Consider the following 19,171-nt stretch of genomic DNA (forward strand, 5'->3'; position numbering starts at 1 on the left):
AGATGCTAAAAAAAACGCCGCAATCAAAGCGTATCTGAATGTTATTGCATAAACTTTAAAAACTTTACCTGGAACAGGTTTCTTTGAACGCTGTAGTGCGCTATTACTCATCGCTTCTTGCGACACGGTGATTGTGACGTGATTTTTAGAATGGACACTCGGGTGGCATTTATGACGCAAAAAACTTCTTCTCTGCGCAGCCTGGCGGCAGGCTCGGCGCTGCTTTTCCTTTTTGCCCCAACGCTCCATGCGGCGGAACAGACGGCGCCCGAAGCGCCGCCTGTCGATGCGCGCGCCTGGATCCTGATGGATTACGCCAGCGGGAAAGTGCTGGCGGAAGGTAACGCCGACGAAAAACTCGACCCGGCGAGCCTGACGAAAATTATGACCAGCTATGTTGTCGGCCAGGCGTTGAAAGCGGGCAAGATCAAGCTGGATGACATGGTCACCGTCGGCAAAGATGCCTGGGCGACGGGTAACCCGGCGCTGCGCGGCTCGTCCGTCATGTTCCTGAAGCCCGGCGATCAGGTCTCCGTTTCCGATCTGAATAAAGGGGTCATTATTCAGTCGGGAAATGATGCCTGTATTGCGCTGGCCGATTACGTCGCAGGCAGTCAGGACTCATTCATTGGGTTGATGAATGGCTACGCGCAAAAACTGGGTCTGACCAACACCACCTTTAAAACCGTTCACGGCCTGGATGCGCCCGGTCAGTTCAGTACCGCGCGCGATATGGCGCTGCTGGGCAAAGCGCTGATCCATGACGTGCCGGATGAGTACGCCATCCATAAAGAGAAAGAGTTTACCTTCAACAATATCCGCCAGCCTAACCGTAACCGTCTGCTCTGGAGCAGTAACGTTAACGTGGACGGCATGAAAACGGGGACGACCGCCGGGGCCGGATACAACCTGGTGGCTTCTGCGACGCAGGGCGACATGCGCCTGATCTCGGTGGTGCTGGGGACGAAAACCGACCGCATTCGTTTTAATGAATCCGAAAAACTGCTGACCTGGGGTTTCCGCTTCTTTGAAACCGTCACGCCGATTAAGCCGGACGCCACCTTCGTCAGCCAGCGCGTCTGGTTTGGGGATAAAAGCGAAGTGAACCTGGGGGCAGGTGAAGCGGGTTCTGTCACCATTCCACGCGGTCAGCTGAAAAACCTGAAAGCCAGCTATACCCTGACCGAGCCACAGCTGACCGCGCCGTTGAAAAAAGGCCAGGTGGTCGGGACGATAGATTTCCAGCTTAACGGCAAATCCATTGAGCAGCGTCCGCTGGTGGTGATGGAAGCGGTGGAAGAGGGCGGCTTCTTCAGCCGGATGTGGGACTTTGTATTAATGAAGTTCCACGGCTGGTTTGGCAGCTGGTTTAGCTAGGTTTTTGCCGGGTGGCGCTGCGCTTACCCGGCCTTCGTTCGAGCCGTTGTAGGCCGGGTAAGGCGAAGCCGCCACCCGGCACAACCTCAATACATCAACTTCACCTGCTGCGCCTTTGCATACGACATCAGCTCGTCATCCGGGCGGCAATCACTGACGATGGCGTCAAAGCGCGACAGTTCCCCCATCCTTGCCGGACGAACCTTGCCAAATTTACTGTGATCAACCACCAGCACATGCTGCTGTGCGGCGTTGAGCGCCCACTGTTTCACCGGTAACTCTTCAAGATTAAAACAGGTTGCCCCCTGTTTCACATTCACACCCGCCGCAGAGTAAAAGGCGATATCCGGACATACATTGCTCAGCGTGTCCTGAATATTCAGCGGCTTGAAGATGGCGTTGCTGGCATGAAACTCGCCGCCGCACAAAATCACCCGGCACGCCGGTTTCTCCTGCAAGGCCAGGAAGGTGTTTAGCGAATAACAGACGGCGGTAAAGGGAACGGTGCTGTCGATGGCCTCGATGATCCACGGGGTTGTCGTACCGCAGTCAAAAAACAGCGTTTGATGCGGCTGCACCAGCGAGGCGGCGAGCCGCGCGGCTTTGCGCTTCTCTTCCACCAGGCGTGTTTTTTGATCGCTTAACAGATAATGGCTGGCGCTACGCGGCTCCAGAACAATATACCCGCCAAGCAGCACAACGGGGGCGCTGTCGCTGTTCAGATCGCGACGAATGGTCATTTCAGACACGCCAAGCAGGGTAGCGGCTTCCTTAAGATGCAGCTTATCGCTGCGCTTCAGCGCCTGAAGCAGCTGAGCAATGCGGTCATCGCGACGTGTTTCCATAGATCCTCGGGCTAAAAAAGTGAGCCCCCGCAGGGCGGGGGCTCAAGTGTAACCTGACGGACCGGGGTTAGTCACGTATCCAGCCTTTGCGGATCGGAAGGGCAAACAGAACGCGATAGGCCTGTGATAATCCACGATAAAGCGCCGGACCAAAGAGGCTCCACAGGATGGCTGCGCTGACGCAGCCCATCAGCCCCACCAGGAAACCGCCGACCATATCCAGCGGCCAGTGCACGCCCAGGTAGACGCGGGACCAGGCGATGGCGACCGCCACCCCCATCAGCACCATGCCAGACCACAGGCGATGCCAGAACAGGAAGGCCAGCGCAAAGGTGAAGATCACCGTGCCGTGATCGCTCGGGAACGAGTCATCCGGCGCATGGTGCAGGAAGTTGTAGCCGACGCGATCGACAAACGGACGATCGTGCGGGAAGGCGTGGCCCAGCACGTAGCTTGCCAGCACGCTCACGCCGATCGACATCGCCATTTTGATCACCAGATGGCGCTGGGCGGTGACCTGTGTACGAGGTCCCCATAACCAGAGGATCACCGCCAGCGCCGGTACAATGCTGATCACATCTTTCGCAATGAAGGTGGCGAGATCGATCATCCATTCCGGTGATGCTGGCGTGGCGTTGAGCAGGTAAAACAGTTCGTAGTTCAGATTTTCTAACATAATCTCGTTACTCTTTAGCAAACCAAGTGGAAACCAGCCCGTAAACCAGCACCTGGGAAAACCAGACCCACCACCCGGCCCACAGGTTGTGAGAGAAAAAATGCGCGCCGCGCATGACCTGCCCGAATCCCATCAGCAGCCCCATAACAACGCCTAACGCGACAAAGGACCATGCCAGGCGCGGACGTTCACGCCAGAAGGCAAAAAACAACCCCATCACCATAAACCCGCTTGAGGCGTGGCCGCCGGGAAAGCAGCGTCCCGGTCCGCTGTCTGCCGGAACGGCGCTGAACAGGGGATACGAGACGGCTTTGCCGCCATACTCCACTAGATCCCACGGACAGCTGTGGTGGCTTATGCTTTTCAGCACCCCAACTACCAGCGCCCCCAGCCCTATCAGAAGCGCGGCCGTCACCAGCCGGGCATTGCGTTTGTAAGCGCCGTAAATCAGCGATGCGGCAGCCAGCGCAATGGTCACATATTTCGCCAGCCGATGGTTCAGCAGATCCAGCAGCGGGTTTTGCTGTAGCGGGAAATGGTGCGTCGCCGCGTCATACCAGAAGCCGGTTATCCATCGGTCAAGCGATTCATCGCGCGAAAGCCAGGTAAAAAGCAGCGCAAGGACGATCAGCCCGAAAAGCTGATAACCATAAAAGCGGGCAGGCAAACGGTAAAGGCTTTTTGTCTTATTTGTCGGTAACTTAGATAATTCTGAAGGGCTGACGGCGTGTGTCATAGTTTCGGTCAATAACGTGAAATAGCACTATCATAGGGAGGGCAACTTAAGGAAACCTTAAACAACAACGATAAGTGCTTTATTTCTGTGTTTTCACGTGATTATGCTATCTCAGATAGCGGCAATTCATTACACTCATCGCGATTTTTTCATACTAAAGAGATTGCATGATAAACCGTTCTTCTTCCGGTAATCGTCTGGGTCGTCAGGCGTTACTTTTTCCTCTGTGTCTGGTGCTTTACGAATTCTCTACCTACATCGGCAACGACATGATCCAGCCAGGCATGCTGGCTGTGGTTGAGCAGTACAACGCAGGTATTGAGTGGGTACCTACATCCATGACCGCCTATCTCGCGGGCGGCATGTTTTTACAGTGGCTTTTAGGGCCGCTGTCGGATCGTATTGGCCGCCGTCCGGTGATGCTGACGGGCGTGGTGTGGTTTATCGTCACCTGTCTCGCCACGCTGCTGGCGCAGAACATTGAGCAATTCACGCTGCTGCGTTTCCTTCAGGGCGTGAGCCTGTGCTTTATTGGCGCCGTGGGCTACGCCGCTATTCAGGAGTCGTTTGAGGAGGCGGTGTGTATCAAAATTACCGCGCTGATGGCGAACGTGGCGCTGATTGCGCCGCTTCTTGGGCCGCTGGTGGGAGCCGCATGGGTCCACGTCGCGCCATGGGAAGGGATGTTCGTCCTCTTTGCCGCGCTTGCGGCCATCTCTTTCTTTGGGCTGCACCGTGCGATGCCGGAGACCGCCACCCGCCTGGGCGAAAAGCTCTCGCTTAAAGAGCTGGGGCGTGACTATAAGGCGGTGCTGAAAAACGGTCGTTTTGTCGCGGGCGCGCTGGCGACGGGCTTTGTCAGCCTGCCGCTGCTGGCGTGGATTGCCCAGTCGCCGGTCATTATCATCAGCGGCGAACAGCTTAGCAGCTATGAGTATGGCCTGTTACAGGTGCCGATTTTTGGCGCGCTGATTATCGGTAACCTGGTGCTGGCACGTCTGACGTCGCGCCGCACCGTGCGTTCGCTGATCATTATGGGCGGCTGGCCCATAGCGGCAGGGCTGATTATCGCGGCGGTGGCGACCGTAGTCTCGTCCCATGCGTACCTGTGGATGACGGCGGGGCTGAGCGTTTATGCGTTTGGTATTGGCGTGGCGAATGCCGGCCTGGTGCGCCTGACGCTGTTCGCCAGTGAAATGAGTAAAGGCACGGTGTCTGCCGCGATGGGGATGCTGCAAATGCTGATTTTCACCGTCGGTATTGAGGTGAGCAAGCATGCCTATGCTTTCGGCGGTAACGGACTGTTCAGCCTGTTCAATCTCGCAAACGGTGTGCTGTGGGTAGGGCTGATGGTGGTGTTCCTGAAGGACAAACGCGTCGGAAACGCCCTGCAACCGTAACCCTTATTCCCTCTCCCTCAAGGGAGAGGGGGCCGTCTGTGCAGGCATTATTTTGTGGGGAACCCTTAGCCCTGTGGGAGAGGGTTAGGATGAGGGCACCAGAGCGCACGGAATCAATTAAACGGCGCCTCCCCGTCCAGCACCCTATCAATTACGTCCAGCACCCCTTCGTCATTATTGTTCGGCGCTTCATAGCGGGCCACCGCCTTAATGTGCGGTCTGGCATTGGCCATCGCGAAGCCATACCCTGCCTGGCGCAACATCTCCACGTCGTTACCGCTGTCGCCAAAGGCCACCACTTCACTGTCCTCAATGCCCCAGCGCGCTTGCAGGATCCGCAGGCCGTTAGCTTTGTGTACGCCGGGGATAATCAGGTCGATACTGCCGTGTCCCGTGGTCACCGGCACCATGATGTCGCCAAGCTTCTCATGCAGCAGCGCCTGAATGCGCGGAATTTCGTCGTCAGAGACGTTTAGCCCGAATTTGAAGAAAATATCGTTGAGGTTGTCAAAGCTGCTGACGCTTTCAAGGCGGTGATAGTATTTTGCAGCAATCTCTTTGAAGAGGTCGTTATACGTTTTCAGCGTGTAGGCGCTGTTTTTTCCGCAGGCAATTATCTCTATGCCGGGCACGTCGTTTAACAGGGTGGCGACGGTCAGAAAATGCTCTTTCGACAGTTCGCCGTTAAACACGTCTTCGCCCGCATCCACCACCCAGCCGCCGTTTTCGGCAACGAAGGCAATTTCATGGGCGATCTCCGGGAAAAATGAGATCAGCTGGTAGTACTGGTTTCCGCTGGCGACCACAAAACGGATGCCTTGCGCTTTCATGCGCGCGTACTGCGCCAGAAAACGCGCGCGGTTATAGGTTTTCGCATCGCTCAGGAAGGAGCCATCCATGTCGACTGCAATCAGTTTAACGCTCATATCCCTTCTCCATTGACGTTGTTTCTGCTTCCGGTTTTGCCACCGCTCGCGCCACCAGGGCGGCAATAATGACTAACCCTAATACCACCAGCATCGCGCTGCGTAACCCGTAGTGCTCACCGAGGAATCCAAGCAGCGGCGGGCCCACCAGGAAAGCGAGGTAGCCCGTGGTCGCCACGACGCTCACGCGCGTCGGCGCGTCGGGGCCGGTATCGCTGGCAGCGGAAATGGTCAGCGGGAAGCCAAGGGAGGCGCCCAGTCCCCACAGGATCACCGACACGCCGGCAATCCAGTCCACATCCACAAAGATAATCATCGCGATGCCCAGCCCACCCAGCAGGGCGCTGGCACGGACGACAGCCACGCGGCTGTAACGGTCGATAAACCAGCCCCCGGTAAAGCGTCCGACGGTCATGCCGAGCGTAAACCCGGCGTAAATCAGCGAGCCGGAGGTGGGGCTAAATCCGTGCCCGTCCACCATCAGCAACGGTAGCCAGTCGTTGGCGGAGCCTTCAGCAAACGCCATCGCCAGCACCACCACGCCAATCAGCATCAGCTGGAAATCGCGATAGAAGGGCAACCCTTTTGCCGCAGACTTCTGTTCGTCCGAGGCATTTTGTCCTGTGCCTGCGGGAATAGCCCTGATGCCGGTGAGGATCGGGATAATACAGACCAGCGCCGCGAGTAAAATGTGCACATTGGCCGCAATGCCCAGCGCCGTCAGCGCCATCCCCACGCCCGCGCCTGCCAGCGTGCCGAGGCTGTAAAAGCCATGCATCATCGGCAGCACCGTTTTGTTCATCGCCTGTTCAACGGCGGCCCCCTCGACGTTAATGGCCACTTCCGCCGCACCAAAGCTGCCGCCAAATACCATCAGCCCAAGGGCAAACATCAGCGGCGAGGCGAACCACAGCGCCACGCTCAGACCGAGCATACCTACCACTGCGCAGCACATGGTGGTGCGGATCACTGCGCGCGTGCCAAAGCGCTTCACCAGCCAGGCCGAGCAGAGGATGCCGCTCATCGAGCCAATCGACAGGCCAAACAGCACGATCCCCATCTCCGCAGTCGAAACGGATAGCGTATCGCGGATTGCCGGGGTGCGCGTTGCCCAGGAAGCCATCAGCAGCCCGGGGATGAAGAAGAACATAAATAGCGCCCACATGCGCAGATGCAGGGCTTTGCGAGGAGAAGTTAGCGTCATTGGGATCAGCACCAGAAGTACAACAATAGCGACAACACTAGCAACTTTGTGTACATTTGTACATAAACCGGATGAGGATTTTATGAGCAGACCACCGAACGACCCTAACCGCCGCGAGAAGATACTCCAGGCGACGCTGGACACCATTGCTGAGCACGGTATTCATGCCGTCACGCACCGCAAAATTGCCACCTGCGCAGGCGTGCCGCTGGGGTCGATGACCTACTATTTCGACGGGATGGAGTCGCTTCTGGAGGAGGCATTCACGTGGTTTACGCAGCAGATGTCTCAGCAGTACCGGGATTTCTTCGCGGGGGTTACGGGGCGCGAGAGGGCGTGCGAGGCCATTACCACGCTGATCCACAGTTCAGCCGTGACCACGCCACACAATATGGCGCTGATGTATCAGTTATACGCGTTTATGCACCGCAGCGCCGCGCTGAAAACGGTGATGCAGGACTGGATGAAGATGAGCCAGGCTACGCTGGAGCAGTGGTTTGATCCGGCCACCGCCCGCGCGCTGGATGCGTTTATCGAGGGGATGACGCTGCATTTTGTGACCGATCGGTCGCCGTTAACCCGGGAGGAGATCCGGGTGATGGTGGGGCGAATTGCAGGCGAGGATACCGTCTGATAGCACTCGCCCCGGCTACGCTTACTGTCGGGAGATTTTTTTCCCGCTGGCGTCAACGACGACTTCGCCATCTTCCTTTGTAAATGCCCCTTTTTGCGCGTCCGGAAGGATGTCGAGAACGACTTCAGAAGGACGGCACAGACGGGTGCCCAGCGGTGTCACCACAATCGGACGGTTAATCAGGATGGGGTATTGCAGCATGAAATCGATAAGCTGGTCATCGGTGAAATTTCCCCCGGCAAGGCCCAGTTGCTCATAAGGCTCGACGTTTTTGCGCAGCAGATCGCACACGGAAATCCCCATGTCTGCAATCAGCCTGGTCAGTTGATCGCGTGACGGCGGGTTTTCCAGATAGAGGACAATCTCTGGTTCCGTACCGCTGTTGCGGATCATCTCCAGCGTATTGCGCGACGTGCCGCAGGCCGGGTTGTGGTAGAGGATGATATGGCTCATATCCGTTACTCATTACAGTGTGAAGGAGAGACGTAGCGCCTGCCAGAAACATCTTTGACTGCATTATATCTGTTTTTATGGATATGTTGTGGTCAGCTCGAGCCAGGGAGCCGGTTTTTCATCTTCATGCACGTATCTTCCCGCAGGCAGTTCCAGCTTTTATCGATAAGGGTTGCCGCCCATGCAGGCATGTTGGGAGAGAAACGTTAGTGGATCCATTTACCCTCACGACGGTCGATAACCTGCCCGGATTCGCGCAGCAATGCCATATGGCGGGAGACCTTCGGCTGCGGCTTGTTGATGGCGGGAAAGAAGCAGAGAGTACGAGATGACCTAGCGTATCATTAGTATGCTAGGTCATTTTATGAAGACGATATTTTATGCGACAACTAACTCATCATTTTCTACAAATTCTGCGTTGCGTTCATTCTCAATAGCTAAAGATTCTCTGTATTCCTTTGCTTCTGCAAACATCGTCCATTGTGCATCAATATTCATTTTTTGAATTGCAGATTTAATATCTTTAATACCAATATTAAAGAACTCTTTACGTGAGTTAACTTTATTTACCTGTTTATCATTAAAAACCTTGTGAAGGTGATTTTCAAGTGAAGGGGCATCATCACTGTAAATCATTGCATGCACATCGAATGAGAATGGGACGCTGGCATCCCCAAGCTCACGAACTCGATCAAGTGGTTCAAGTCGGCGTGTCATTCCAATCTTATAAATGTTTTCGCCAAAGGAGCCGATGTTACTGATCACATATACATGACCTGAGCGTGTTTGCTGCGCCATCGAAATGGCTCGCTGATTTTTGGCTTCAGCTTCTTCGTATTTAATTTGTAGTTCAGCTAGTTTCTCTTCGAGGGCTAAACGTTGTTCTTCACCTGCGAGCATCAGTTCTTTAGTCGCTTTCTCAATGGCCTGTTGAATTGCTTTTTCTTCTTTTTCTGCTTCTTTAATCGCTTTTTCGTACTCGCGGCGTGCTTTCTCTTCTTCACGCAATTGCTCTTTGATTCGTCTTTGTTCTTCTTTTTCTTCAAGCATGATTTCATTTACAGCCACTCCCCATTTAAGTTCATTGAGACGGGCCTGTAAGTAGATATCAGTGATCCTTGCGGATCTAAAGGCAGAGCCATTAAAATTCACAAGTTCAAAGGCATCTTTAATTTCTTGTAATAATTTACCATAATTGTTATGTCTAATTTTTGAAAGGGTGCTATCAACCTTTCCATTAAAAGCATCTAGTACAAATTTTATTGCGGTGTTTCGTCTGTTAGATTCAACATACTCACAGCTTGCCGCTTTGCTTGTTTTGATAAGAGACTTGGTTAACTCTTTGGCTTTTTGCAGTTCTTTCCCCGCATCCGTAAATTCATAATTGTCTGCTAGCTCGTCCAAAACGCTTCTATTTGGAACTATCCATTCATCACCGTATCCTTCAATTTTATTTTTCATTGAGTTAGCCACAGCCTGGTAAGTCTCTGCGAACTCTTTCGCCTCATATGCAGAACCGGCGATTTCTTTTGCTCGGTTCTCTGCATCTATGATTATTTTAATGGCATTGTCGTTTGCATTGGATATCAACTCGTCGGCTCTACTATTAGCATTATCTAATTTTTCTTTGGCTTTTAAACGAGCGTTACGGGCTTCTTTAGTGATGATGGTAGCTTCATTGTTGGCATTGCTAATCGTTAATCGGGCATGGTTATTTGCTTCTAAAATAATGCTTGAAGCTTTAAGTTGCGCTTCATTAATTTTGTTTCTCGCAATCGAATCCGCTGTTTTAATTTTTTTCTCAGCTTCGAGAACAGCGCTATGCAACTCCTCATACTGCCACAGCGAAGCTGCTTTTCCTTCCAGCTCAGAGTGTTCGCGAATAGCCTGGGCTAAAAGCTCCTGGTTTTCACTTAGTTCATGCGAAAGAGTGATATTTTGATGGTTCAGCTTTTCAACTTCCACCTTATGCTGTTTGTTCTTCTTGAGCAGAATGACAGCCAGTATTGGGGCGGATAAGACTAATAGTAAAACCACAACGAGAAATAAATCCATTTCAAAATCCTTTAATTCTATCAGTGTTAAACTAGTGTGCTCCATAGTATGCAGCAAGTTTGAAAATTGAAAAATTAGCCCAAAACGTTTTCTGATGTATAAATATTGAACGTGGTTTTGGGACAGTTAGTCTAACAGAAAAGATCCCACTCTTTTTGATCAAACAGTGCACAATCGACTTATTTATGTTGGTTATTTGATGTTCAATGAAACGGCTTTAACGTATTTTGATCTCCTTAAGTGAAACATTGAGTATGCGGGTAGATATCCAAAAATAAGTGTCACACCTATGCGGTATACTTTATGTAAACTCATACCCCGCGGGTAAATTCCGCCTCGTACAAACACCATTAATGTTTGCATACTAAATGATAGTTTGGAGTGATAGGTTGCATGACCATACATTCTCATCTGAAAACTGCATGAACAATCAATCTAATGATTTTGACAGGCAATTTGCACCGGCGATCTATCAAGTTACTGCGCTGCCAATCTCCTTTTGAAACCTCTCTCATCAGCAATCTCCATCAATCTTGCCTGCGCAGCAGCCTTACTTCGCATTCCTGAAAGCGTCATTTTAAAGTCATGAGCATTTCCCTGGATATTTAATGGTAAGGAAAGCGATGCGATCAGCGTGTCTTCAAGTTCCCAGGGCGCTTCAGCAGGGAGCCAGTGAACTTTGGCATTGTTTTCCATCCAGGCATCAAGCCACTGCTCGCCTGAATGCGTAAATGTCATTCTGGAGCCAGATCCAACGCGGCGCAGGGGGAAACTACTTACACTGCTTAATAGCACGCCAAGTGTGCGCCTAAGCGTGGAGCCAGCTGCATTACCGCTGTAATGCGTTTTGATACGTGTTCTTAAATTTGAACGGCTGTTAGGTTTCCCTCGTTGGTCGGGTGAAATACCTACATAAAGCAGCGTGTACGCGTCATAGGTAATACAGCCATCGGTCGGCACACCTGGCGGGATTTCCTTGAACCACCAGAAGTAGACACCATTCACTGGCGGAACTGAAGATGGTTTACCCATGACTTCCACTCGGCTGTAGATTTTCTCGGGATAAAAATCGAACATGTGGCTTTCCTTACTGACCTTTTTCCTGATTTTATTCATTTGCTGCCTGAGTGCGATGGTTTTGTTGAGCAAGACAGGGAAAAGAGTGAGGGTAAGCGGATTTTTGGTCTGATAGGCATTCGCGCTAGCGTACAACATAAGAATGCGTGGTTGTAATTAGTTGGTTTTCTGAGTCATAGAATTTCAGGCAACAAAAAACCCATTTATGTAAACGGGTTAATGAAAACAATAAGTTAGATTAAAAACAATAAGTTAGGTTGGTGGTCAGTGGTGGTTATTACGGGGTAATGCCAACCGCTGCCGCCACTTTGTCGCCACTTGGCAGCGTTGCCAGAGGATTGAAACGGAGCGCCGTTTCCAGATGATCCGGTGCCAGATGTGCGTAACGCATAGTCATTTTTATATCGTGGTGTCCGAGAATTTTTTGTAAGGCCAGAATGTTTCCACCCGACATCATGAAGTGCGCCGCAAACGTATGGCGCAGAACGTGTGTGAGTTGACCGCGAGGGAGCACGATAGACGTTTTTTCCATCACGGATAAAAATTGAAAATAGCAGTCTGTGAAGAAATTGAACCCATCAAGCGCCATGATCTCTTCGTAAAGCTCTTTACTGATAGGGATGCTTCTGTTTTTCTTCCCCTTCGTTCTGACAAAGGTAATTCGGTATTTGGTCACCTGTGAGCGGGTAAGATTTACGGCTTCACGCCAGCGTGCGCCTGTGCTTAAGCATATCTTAACTACCAGTGCCAGAATTGGGTCCTGACGTTTGCAATCAGCCAGCAATTCAACAATCTGCTCATGGGTAAGCCATGCCATCTCTTTTTCTGCGATGGTGAATTTTCGCATGTTCTCCAGTGGGTTCGGATACGACCATTCGCCCAGACGGGATAGTTCGCTAAAAACACTACTTAGATAGCTTTGCTCCAGGTTAATGGTGACCGGGCTTGCTCCTTTCTTCCATTTCTCGCTGAAGTAGATCTCGCCTGTCAGGCGTTTATCTCGATAGTGGGCAAACATTTTAGAGGTGAGATCGGTTGCAAGAGGATTGCCCAGAGCGTCAACCATCAACAGCAATTTGTCATAGACATGCTGCCCAGCTGTCAGAGATTTACCATGGAGTTTGAACCATAGCTCAACCACGTCTTTCAGTGTTCGACGATCCACTGATTCACCCAGCCAGGGCTTTGCTTCGGTTTCTTCCATCGTGTGGCGCTCAAAAGCCAGTGCTTCGCCTTTGGTGGCGAATTGTTTACGCACACGACGCCCACTTCGTCCGGCGGGGTAACATTCGCAAAGCCATTTCCCAGTGGTGAGTTTTCGTACTGCCATAAAAAATGCCCTCCAGTAGAGAGCATTTTTACTGTATGTATAACCAGTGTCAATGTATGAAATCCTACGACCATACATCTCACTGAAGCCATAATGAAGTTGGCTATTCTTTTTGCTATGTGAGCATGTAACTTTTGCGGTTAACCTGCGGCTCATTTTTATTTTAGACGCAGATATAAAAGCAAAAGTTATCGTGAGTTTTTAGTACAGATTTTTTTGGATTTACTAATAGTTCCATCATTGCAAACAAATTTTCCATCGGAGGTACAGTGAGAGACACCTCCCTTTTTCCCAGAACAAGGATAATTTTTAGCATAGGTAGTTAGTGGGCTTAATAACAAAGAGCATGATAAAACCACAAAAAATACTTTACCAAGCATAGTTTCCTCCCGGTATTATCTAACATATTTAACTGTTAAACTTATAATTTTACCAATTATTTCAATGTCTTCTATCTTACATTCGAAGGCTCTGTTTCCACCCTCGACGAAGATTCTTCCACCGGGTAAACGAGTAATGTCACGGATCGTTACTTCGCCATCAATACTTATTACCCATTTACCATCACGTATGTCATCAAATTCTTTATCACAAATAAATTCAGAATTGTTATCTGTGATGACAAAAGGTTTTTTAAACGTAGAGGGTAGAAATCCCTTATCAAAAATATAAAAACCGTCTTCACGCAAGGCACCATCAGATAATACATATTTAGCAACTTCCATAGTATTTGTATTACCTGAAGTTTGCTTTGAACCATGTCCGGTTGTGAGCCAATTAAGCGAGGTGCCCGTTTCAAGGGCGCACTGGATTACCCATTCTGCTGGGAATGAGTCACGCATGTAGCGTGTGGCGAGTGTACTTTTAGAGATTCCTAAATGATCGCACAACGCCTGTCGAGTCTTGAATCCATAAGCTTCTACCATGCGCTCTATGGCGCCTCGTCCGCCTTTCTCCAAATTCATGGTCACTCCAAGTGAACTTTTATCTTGACGATTTCACTGTGCGATCGTATGTTTATGGTGTTCACAAAATACAAACGATCCGTATTCGTCCTGATTAATCATCATTAAACGAGGAATGTTGCATCATGAGACCTAACATTTCAATCACTCTTACCACGCCTCATGTGACTATTGAACGCTATAGCGAGCTGACAGGGCTATCCATCGATACCATCAATGACATGTTGGCTGATGGACGCCTTATCCGTCACCGTCTGCGCAAAGATAAAAAACGCGAAAAAGTGATGATCAACATAGCAGCAATGACCGTTGATGCGCTTTCAGAATGCAATCTAAACCTTAATTAGTTCGATTCTGAAATACATCAGAGGCATTGACCATGTTTGATTACCAAGTTTCCAAACATCCACATTTTGATGAAGCCTGTCGTGCATTTGCACTGCGCCACAATCTGGTGCAACTGGCAGAACGTGCAGGCATGAATGTGCAGATTCTGCGGAACAAGCTGAACCCAGCTCAGCCTCATTTATTAACCGCACCAGAAATCTGGCTGCTTACCGATCTGACTGAAGATTCAACGCTGGTAGATGGTTTTCTGGCACAGATTCATTGTCTGCCATGTGTACCGATTAATGAGGTGGCAAAAGAGAAACTGCCACATTACGTCATGAGTGCAACCGCAGAGATCGGGCGTGTTGCTGCAGGTGCGGTGTCTGGCGATGTAAAAACCTGTGCCGGTCGTCGTGATGCTATCAGCAGCATTAACTCTGTAACACGACTGATGGCGCTGGCTGCTGTTTCATTGCAGGCCCGTTTACAGGCTAATCCTGCGATGGCGAGTGCAGTTGATACCGTGACTGGCCTCGGTGCTTCATTCGGTTTGCTGTGAGGTGCTTATGCTGACGAAAGAACCATCATTTGCATCGCTGCTGGTAAAACAAAGCCCGGCAATGCACTACGGTCACGGCTGGATCACGGGTGAGGATGGAAAACGCTGGCATCCATGTCATTCACAAGATGAATTGCTGTCTGAATTGACCACGAGGAAACGGAGAAAGTCCAAATGTATGCGGCAGAAAGTGAAGTGGTTTATCAGTTTCGTTACAGAGGGGAGAGTTATTCAGTACCTGAAGATGATTTGCTCTGTTGCTATCCGTCATTGTCGGGAGATGGCAGTTACTTTTTCACGTTAAAGGATGGGACGTTTTTACGGGGAGAGCAGGTTAAAGAGACGATACGAAAAAATGTATCTCCTCTTGAGCGTTACCGTAAGAACAAAGAACGATAGCTGCGTTTGGGGAATATGAAGTATGGCAATTAATGGCGCTGCAGCAACTGTTCCATTAAGCCCAGGTGAACGCCTGAATGGACTTAATCATATTGCGGAATTAAGGGCGAAAGTATTTGGCCTGAATATTGAGTCAGAGCTTGAGCGGTTTATTAAAGATATACGTGATCCACGGGATGTTAATTATGAACGAAATAAACGAGCACTGGCTGCTATATTCTTTATAGCAAAAATTCCAGCTGAACGTCATAGCATCAGCATTAATGAGCTGACCACTGACGAAAAGCGGGAGTTGATTAAAGTAATGAATCATCTTCGTGCAGTGGTGAGCTTATTTCCCAGACGGCTAGCCATGCCGAATTAACCAATTAATGAAATTCATGGCGTAAACCCGCCGGGCATTCCTTTATCTAAATTCAGGAGAATTGATTATGCGTAATATTGAAACCCTCTCGACTAAAACCGGACCGGATGACGCAGGACTTAATATTTTACTGACAGAGGCTCGTCTGGAAGAACGTCGGGCAAGAGCTGAAGCAATGGCAGCTCGCCTTGATAGCCTTGCGTGCCATATCACATCCCGCCAGCTAAACCACGTTGAAGCGGCTGAACTGCTGCGTGTGGCAGCTGAAGCAATCCAGAACGAAGCGCAGGAGATCCACTAATGGCTGATGCAATGGATCTCGTACAGCAGCGCGTTGAAGAAGAACGCCAGCGTCATATCCGTGCTGCCCGTGCCAAAACGCCGGGCGTGTCCCGCGTGCTTTGCATTGAGTGTGAAGCGCCAATTCCGCCAGCACGCCGCCGTGCCATTCCGGGTGTGCAGCTTTGCATTACCTGTCAGGAAATCGCAGAGCTGAAAGGCAAACATTACAACGGAGGTGCTGTATGAGCACCATCCTGAAATGGGCGGGAAATAAAACCGCCATTATGTCCGAACTGAAAAAGCATCTTCCTGCTGGCCCGCGACTGGTTGAACCTTTCGCGGGTTCCTGTGCAGTGATGATGGAGACGGAGTACCCCAGCTATCTTGTTGCGGATATTAATCCTGATTTAATCAACCTCTATAAAAAGGTTGCTGCTGATTGTGAATCGTTTATATCTCGCGCCAGAGTTTTATTTGAGATCGCAAACAGGGGGGTGGCTTATTACAACATAAGGCAGGAGTTTAATTACTCAACTGAAATTACTGATTTCATGAAAGCGGTATATTTCCTGTATCTCAATCGTCACGGTTACCGTGGTTTATGTCGCTATAACAAGAGCGGGCATTTCAACATTCCCTACGGTAATTATAAAAATCCGTATTTCCCTGAAAAAGAAATTCGCGCATTTGCAGAAAAAGCCCAGCGAGCAACGTTTATCTGCGCCAGCTTTGATGAAACGCTGGCGATGTTGAAGGCGGGGGATGTGGTGTATTGCGATCCGCCGTATGACGGTACGTTTTCCGGCTATCACACTGATGGTTTCACTGAAGATGACCAGTATCACCTGGCATCCGTTCTTGAACATCGGTCATCAGAAGGACATCCGGTCATTGTTTCTAACAGTGATACATCCCTGATCCGTTCGCTGTATCGCAATTTTACTCACCACTATATCAAGGTAAAACGCAGCATCGGTGTGGCAGCTGGCGAGGGTAAATCAGCAACAGAAATCATTGCTGTTTCCGGGCCGCGCTGCTGGGTGGGATTTGATTATTCGCGTGGCGTGGATAGTTCTGCCGTGTACGGAGTACGTGCATGAGCCATGCCGATATGAACAACTGCTGCGGCTTTAACGAGGCTGCCGCAGCGTTCTCATGGAACAGCCCGAAAAAGGCCATTAACCCTTATCTGGACCCGGCGGAAGTTGCGCCGGTTTCTGCGCTTTCAAACCTGATCGCTCTGTACGCTGCCGATAACGAGCAGGAACACCTGCGCCGCGAGGCACTGAGTGATCAGGTCTGGGAGCGTTATTTCTTTAATGAATCCCGTGATCCTGTCCAGCGCGAAATGGAGCAGGATAAGCTCATTAGTCGGGCAAAGCTGGCGCATGAGCAGCAGCGTTTTAATCCAGATATGGTCATTCTGGCGGACGTCAATGCCCAGCCTTCCCATATCAGCAAGCCGCTGATGCAACGTATTGAATACTTCAGCAGCTTGGGCAGGCCAAAGGCTTATTCCCGCTATTTGCGTGAGACGATTAAGCCATGTTTGGAGCGACTGGAGCATGTACGCGACAGCCAGCTATCTGCATCTTTTCGTTTTATGGCAAGCCATGTAGGGCTGGACGGCCTGCTGATTCTGCCTGAAATGAGTCAGGATCAGGTGAAACGCCTGTCTACTCTTGTCGCTGCGCATATGAGCATGTGTCTTGATGCCGCTTGTGGTGATTTGTACGCCACCGATGATGTTAAGCCAGAAGAAATCCGCAAGACATGGGAAAAGGTGGCAGCAGAAACCCTGCGACTGGATGTTATCCCGCCTGCGTTTGAGCAACTTCGTCGGAAAAGAAACCGCCGTAAACCCGTGCCCTATGAACTCATTCCGGGTTCGCTGGCGCGTATGTTGTGCGCCGATTGGTGGTACCGGAAATTATGGAAGATGCGTTGCGAATGGCGGGAAGAGCAGTTGCGTGCTGTTTGCCTGGTCAGCAAAAAAGCATCTCCCTATGTCAGCTATGAAGCCGTGATGCATAAACGTGAGCAGCGCCGTAAGTCGCTGGAGTTTTTCCGTTCTCATGAACTGGTGAACGAAGACGGCGACACGCTGGACATGGAGGATGTGGTAAACGCCAGCAGCAGCAACCCGGCGCATCGCCGCAATGAGATGATGGCCTGTGTTAAAGGTCTTGAGCTTATCGCAGAAATGCGCAGTGACTGTGCCGTTTTCTACACTATCACCTGTCCGTCGCGTTTCCATTCCACGCTCAATAACGGCAGACCAAACCCGACCTGGACAAACGCGACGGTAAGACAAAGCAGCGATTATCTGGTCGGCATGTTTGCTGCATTTCGTAAGGCTATGCACAAAGCCGGGTTGCGCTGGTATGGCGTGCGGGTGGCTGAACCGCATCATGACGGCACAGTTCACTGGCACCTGTTGTGTTTCATGCGCAAAAAAGACCGCCGCGCCATTACTGCATTGTTGCGTAAGTTTGCCATCCGTGAAGACCGCGAGGAGCTGGGCAATAACACGGGGCCACGCTTTAAGTCTGAGCTGATAAACCCGCGCAAAGGTACGCCAACAAGCTACATCGCGAAATACATCAGTAAGAACATTGACGGGCGTGGTCTGGCTGGCGAGATCAGCAAGGAAACGGGTAAATCCCTGCGTGATAACGCTGAATACGTTAATGCCTGGGCGTCTCTGCATCGTGTTCAGCAATTCCGCTTCTTTGGCATTCCGGGGCGTCAGGCTTACCGTGAACTGCGATTGCTGGCTGGTCAGGCGGCAAGGCAACAGGGGGACAAAAAAGCAGGTGCGCCGGTACTGGATAACCCGCGCCTTGATGCAATCCTGGCTGCTGCTGATGCTGGTTGTTTTGCCACCTACATCATGAAGCAGGGCGGCGTACTGGTTCCCCGCAAATATCACCTCATCAGAACTGCTTATGAAATCAACGAAGAGCCGACCGCCTATGGCGATCACGGTATTCGTATTTATGGCATCTGGTCACCCATTGCAGAGGGCAAGATCTGCACTCATGCGGTGAAGTGGAAAATGGTTCGTAAGGCCGTTGACGTTCAGGAGGCGGCAGCCGACCAGGGCGCTTGCGCCCCTTGGACTCGTGGCAATAACTGTCCCCTTGCTGAAAATTTGAACCAACAGGAGAAAGATAAATCAGCTGATGGGGACCCCAGAACGGACATTACCAGCATGGATGACAAGGAGTTGCACGATTACCTGCACAGTATGAGCAAAAAAGAGCGCCGGGAACTGGCAGCAAGGTTACGCCTGGTGAAACCGAAACGGCGTAAAGACTACAAACAGCGAATTACAGACCATCAGCGACTGCAGCTCGTGTATGAGCTGAAGTCCAGAGGATTTGATGGCAGCGAGAAAGAGGTCGATTTACTCCTTCGCGGAGGCAGTATTCCGTCAGGAGCAGGCCTGCGTATCTTCTATCGGAACCAGCATTTGCAGGAAGATGATCAGTGGCGGAACCTGTATTAATTACGCGGGTTAACAATTCGTGCTCTTAATAATACCAGACATATCAGG

General features: G+C 50.8%; 22 protein-coding genes and 1 pseudogene. 11 read left to right on the forward strand and 12 right to left on the reverse strand.

Translation table 11 applies throughout. The features are described 5' to 3' along the window. Positions 1-171: 171 nt before the first annotated feature. On the forward strand, positions 172-1,377 hold the full coding sequence (gene dacC, locus ACOTX5_RS08810) for a serine-type D-Ala-D-Ala carboxypeptidase (protein ID WP_023296184.1): 1,206 nt from the start codon (positions 172-174) through the stop codon (positions 1,375-1,377). An 86-nt stretch (positions 1,378-1,463) separates the two neighbouring features. Here dacC and deoR read toward each other — a convergent pair whose 3' ends face one another. The 3 genes from deoR to ACOTX5_RS08825 all read right to left on the reverse strand — a co-directional run bounded on the left by deoR (position 1,464) and on the right by ACOTX5_RS08825 (position 3,634). Further along, entirely contained in the window at positions 1,464-2,222 is a 759-nt protein-coding gene (gene deoR / locus ACOTX5_RS08815) for a DNA-binding transcriptional repressor DeoR (protein ID WP_045347361.1), read from the reverse strand. Between the two features lie 67 nt (positions 2,223-2,289). After that, positions 2,290-2,898 (reverse strand): undecaprenyl-diphosphate phosphatase, encoded by a 609-nt coding sequence (gene ybjG, locus ACOTX5_RS08820; protein WP_045911419.1) that lies wholly within the window; start codon positions 2,896-2,898, stop codon positions 2,290-2,292. 7 nt (positions 2,899-2,905) lie between these two features. Further along, positions 2,906-3,634, reverse strand: coding sequence for a phosphatase PAP2 family protein (locus ACOTX5_RS08825; RefSeq protein WP_047726855.1), 729 nt, complete (start codon positions 3,632-3,634; stop codon positions 2,906-2,908). 167 nt (positions 3,635-3,801) lie between these two features. On the opposite strand from ACOTX5_RS08825, the gene ACOTX5_RS08830 reads away from it, so the two are divergent. Further along, positions 3,802-5,034, forward strand: coding sequence for an MFS transporter (locus ACOTX5_RS08830; RefSeq protein WP_015571024.1), 1,233 nt, complete (start codon positions 3,802-3,804; stop codon positions 5,032-5,034). A gap of 113 nt (positions 5,035-5,147) precedes the next feature. On the opposite strand, the gene ACOTX5_RS08835 is transcribed toward ACOTX5_RS08830, so the two are convergent. Next, the gene (locus tag ACOTX5_RS08835; protein ID WP_017384884.1) at positions 5,148-5,960 is read right to left on the reverse strand and encodes a Cof-type HAD-IIB family hydrolase; all 813 of its coding nucleotides are present in this window, start codon (positions 5,958-5,960) and stop codon (positions 5,148-5,150) included. Beyond that, positions 5,950-7,164: an MFS transporter gene (locus ACOTX5_RS08840; RefSeq protein ID WP_017693738.1), complete on the reverse strand. Its 1,215-nt coding sequence runs from the start codon at positions 7,162-7,164 to the stop codon at positions 5,950-5,952. The genes ACOTX5_RS08835 and ACOTX5_RS08840 overlap by 11 nt, the downstream gene beginning before the upstream one ends. Before the next feature lie 82 nt (positions 7,165-7,246). Between ACOTX5_RS08840 and ACOTX5_RS08845 the strand changes: the two genes are divergently transcribed. Then, positions 7,247-7,798: a TetR/AcrR family transcriptional regulator gene (locus ACOTX5_RS08845; protein ID WP_015571021.1), complete on the forward strand. Its 552-nt coding sequence runs from the start codon at positions 7,247-7,249 to the stop codon at positions 7,796-7,798. Between the two features lie 21 nt (positions 7,799-7,819). On the opposite strand, the gene arsC is transcribed toward ACOTX5_RS08845, so the two are convergent. The 7 genes and pseudogenes from arsC to ACOTX5_RS08880 all read right to left on the reverse strand — a co-directional run bounded on the left by arsC (position 7,820) and on the right by ACOTX5_RS08880 (position 13,678). Further along, positions 7,820-8,251, reverse strand: coding sequence for a glutaredoxin-dependent arsenate reductase (arsC, locus tag ACOTX5_RS08850; RefSeq protein ID WP_032653083.1), 432 nt, complete (start codon positions 8,249-8,251; stop codon positions 7,820-7,822). A gap of 92 nt (positions 8,252-8,343) precedes the next feature. Beyond that, positions 8,344-8,556, reverse strand: a pseudogene (locus tag ACOTX5_RS08855) (transcriptional regulator); the annotation flags it as partial. Positions 8,557-8,629: 73 nt separating this feature from the next. Beyond that, the gene (locus ACOTX5_RS08860) at positions 8,630-10,306 is read right to left on the reverse strand and encodes a DUF4041 domain-containing protein (RefSeq protein WP_047726856.1); all 1,677 of its coding nucleotides are present in this window, start codon (positions 10,304-10,306) and stop codon (positions 8,630-8,632) included. A gap of 477 nt (positions 10,307-10,783) precedes the next feature. Further along, positions 10,784-11,521, reverse strand: coding sequence for a GIY-YIG nuclease family protein (locus ACOTX5_RS08865; protein WP_223832635.1), 738 nt, complete (start codon positions 11,519-11,521; stop codon positions 10,784-10,786). Positions 11,522-11,660: 139 nt separating this feature from the next. Then, the gene (locus ACOTX5_RS08870) at positions 11,661-12,713 is read right to left on the reverse strand and encodes a phage integrase (RefSeq protein ID WP_000290937.1); all 1,053 of its coding nucleotides are present in this window, start codon (positions 12,711-12,713) and stop codon (positions 11,661-11,663) included. Positions 12,714-12,901: 188 nt separating this feature from the next. Beyond that, positions 12,902-13,093, reverse strand: coding sequence for a hypothetical protein (locus ACOTX5_RS08875; RefSeq protein ID WP_000900884.1), 192 nt, complete (start codon positions 13,091-13,093; stop codon positions 12,902-12,904). A gap of 15 nt (positions 13,094-13,108) precedes the next feature. Next, the gene (locus tag ACOTX5_RS08880) at positions 13,109-13,678 is read right to left on the reverse strand and encodes a phage repressor protein CI (protein WP_001047328.1); all 570 of its coding nucleotides are present in this window, start codon (positions 13,676-13,678) and stop codon (positions 13,109-13,111) included. Positions 13,679-13,803: 125 nt separating this feature from the next. Between ACOTX5_RS08880 and ACOTX5_RS08885 the strand changes: the two genes are divergently transcribed. The 8 genes from ACOTX5_RS08885 (at position 13,804) to ACOTX5_RS08920 (ending at position 19,123) form a co-directional block, all read left to right on the forward strand. Then, entirely contained in the window at positions 13,804-14,025 is a 222-nt protein-coding gene (locus tag ACOTX5_RS08885; protein ID WP_001247707.1) for a hypothetical protein, read from the forward strand. 32 nt (positions 14,026-14,057) lie between these two features. Further along, a complete protein-coding gene (locus ACOTX5_RS08890; protein WP_000460891.1) occupies positions 14,058-14,567 on the forward strand; it encodes a phage regulatory CII family protein in 510 nt (169 codons plus the stop codon). Positions 14,568-14,574: 7 nt separating this feature from the next. Then, positions 14,575-14,871 carry a phage filamentation protein Fil family protein gene (locus tag ACOTX5_RS08895; protein WP_072133365.1) on the forward strand — a complete coding sequence of 99 codons (297 nt, stop codon included), beginning with the start codon at positions 14,575-14,577 and terminating at the stop codon, positions 14,869-14,871. 117 nt (positions 14,872-14,988) lie between these two features. Next, positions 14,989-15,330 carry a DUF5347 family protein gene (locus tag ACOTX5_RS08900; protein ID WP_000996713.1) on the forward strand — a complete coding sequence of 114 codons (342 nt, stop codon included), beginning with the start codon at positions 14,989-14,991 and terminating at the stop codon, positions 15,328-15,330. A gap of 67 nt (positions 15,331-15,397) precedes the next feature. Beyond that, positions 15,398-15,631, forward strand: a complete 234-nt coding sequence (locus ACOTX5_RS08905; protein WP_001244212.1) for a DUF2732 family protein — start codon at positions 15,398-15,400, stop codon at positions 15,629-15,631. After that, a complete protein-coding gene (locus ACOTX5_RS08910; protein WP_000752613.1) occupies positions 15,631-15,858 on the forward strand; it encodes a TraR/DksA family transcriptional regulator in 228 nt (75 codons plus the stop codon). Before ACOTX5_RS08905 ends, ACOTX5_RS08910 begins: the two co-directional genes overlap by 1 nt. After that, complete coding sequence (locus ACOTX5_RS08915; protein WP_032176111.1) at positions 15,855-16,712, forward strand: DNA adenine methylase; 858 nt, start codon at positions 15,855-15,857, stop codon at positions 16,710-16,712. Before ACOTX5_RS08910 ends, ACOTX5_RS08915 begins: the two co-directional genes overlap by 4 nt. Further along, on the forward strand, positions 16,709-19,123 hold the full coding sequence (locus ACOTX5_RS08920; protein WP_063438817.1) for a replication endonuclease: 2,415 nt from the start codon (positions 16,709-16,711) through the stop codon (positions 19,121-19,123). Before ACOTX5_RS08915 ends, ACOTX5_RS08920 begins: the two co-directional genes overlap by 4 nt. Positions 19,124-19,171: the final 48 nt, after the last annotated feature.

The organism is Enterobacter cloacae complex sp. IR5441 (genome assembly GCF_049238215.1).
GTDB lineage: Bacteria > Pseudomonadota > Gammaproteobacteria > Enterobacterales > Enterobacteriaceae > Enterobacter > Enterobacter hormaechei_C.